Source organism: Aquipuribacter hungaricus (assembly GCF_037860755.1).
GTDB classification, from domain to species: Bacteria; Actinomycetota; Actinomycetes; order Actinomycetales; family JBBAYJ01; genus Aquipuribacter; species Aquipuribacter hungaricus.
The window spans coordinates 1-986 of sequence record NZ_JBBEOI010000459.1 but is presented as its reverse complement, the minus strand read 5'-3'; the positions used below and the strand labels follow the sequence as shown (position 1 = coordinate 986).

Sequence of the window (986 nt, the reverse complement as noted above, 5' to 3'; positions counted from 1 at the left end):
GCTTTGCGGGCCGGGCGCAGGGCCGGCACGGCGGCCAGCAGCGCGAGCAGCGCCCACGGGGTGGCGGTCGCCGCGGCCACGAGGGTGCACGCGAGCGGCGTCACGAGCAGGGCGACGAAGAGCAGGCGGGTGCGGTGGTCGCCGAGCCGGACCGCGAGGGTGCGCTTGCCCACGAGCGCGTCGGTGGGGATGTCGCGCAGGTTGTTGACGACGAGCAGCGCGCACGCGCCGGCACCGACGCCGACCGCGGCGGCCCACGCGCCGGGCGGGAGCCGGTCCGCCTGCGTCCAGGTGGTGCCGAGCACCGCGACCAGGCCGAAGAACACGAACACGGCGACCTCGCCGAGACCGCCGTAGCCGTACGGCCGGCGGCCGCCGGTGTACGTCCAGGCGGCCACCAGCGCGAGCGCGCCGACCGCGAGCAGCTCCCACCGGCCGCTGCGGACGACGAGCGACACCCCCGCCACGGCGGCCACGGCGAAGGCGGCGCCCGTGGCGGCGAGGACGGAACGCGGGCTTGCGACGCCGGAGCCGACCAGGCGCAGCGGGCCGACCCGGTCGGCGTCGGTGCCCCGGACGCCGTCGGAGTAGTCGTTGGCGTAGTTCACGGCCACCTGGAGGGCCAGCGCGACGACGAGCGCGAGCAGGGCGGCGACCGCGTCCCCGCCGCCGACCCCGACGGCCGCTCCCGTCCCGGCGGCGACGGGCGCCACGGCAGCGGGCAGCGTGCGTGGGCGCGCACCGGCGACCCACTCGGCGGGGGTGGTCACGGGCGGCGGTCGTCCGTCCCCGCGGGCGTGCCGTTGCCGTCCTCCGGGCTCTCGCCCGTGGGGGCGGTGCCGTCGGTGGGCGTCCCGTCGGCGGCGGTGGCGCCGGACCTCGCGCCGTCGGAGGACGCGGTGCCGTCGGAGGAGCGCGTGCCGTCGGAGGAGCGCGTGCCGCCGGAGGACCGCGGGCCGTCAGCGGGGGGCGTGCCGTCGACAAGT

At 79.3% G+C, this 986-nt stretch carries 2 protein-coding genes; both read right to left on the bottom strand.

All coding sequences use genetic code 11. The features are described from left to right. Positions 1-770 (bottom strand): 1,4-dihydroxy-2-naphthoate polyprenyltransferase (locus WCS02_RS20600; protein ID WP_340296181.1); only part of this gene is annotated, 770 nt, incomplete at its 3' end. Beyond that, a partial coding sequence (locus tag WCS02_RS20595; RefSeq protein WP_479688815.1) for a hypothetical protein occupies positions 767-986 on the bottom strand: 220 nt, incomplete at its 5' end. The genes WCS02_RS20600 and WCS02_RS20595, both read right to left, overlap by 4 nt.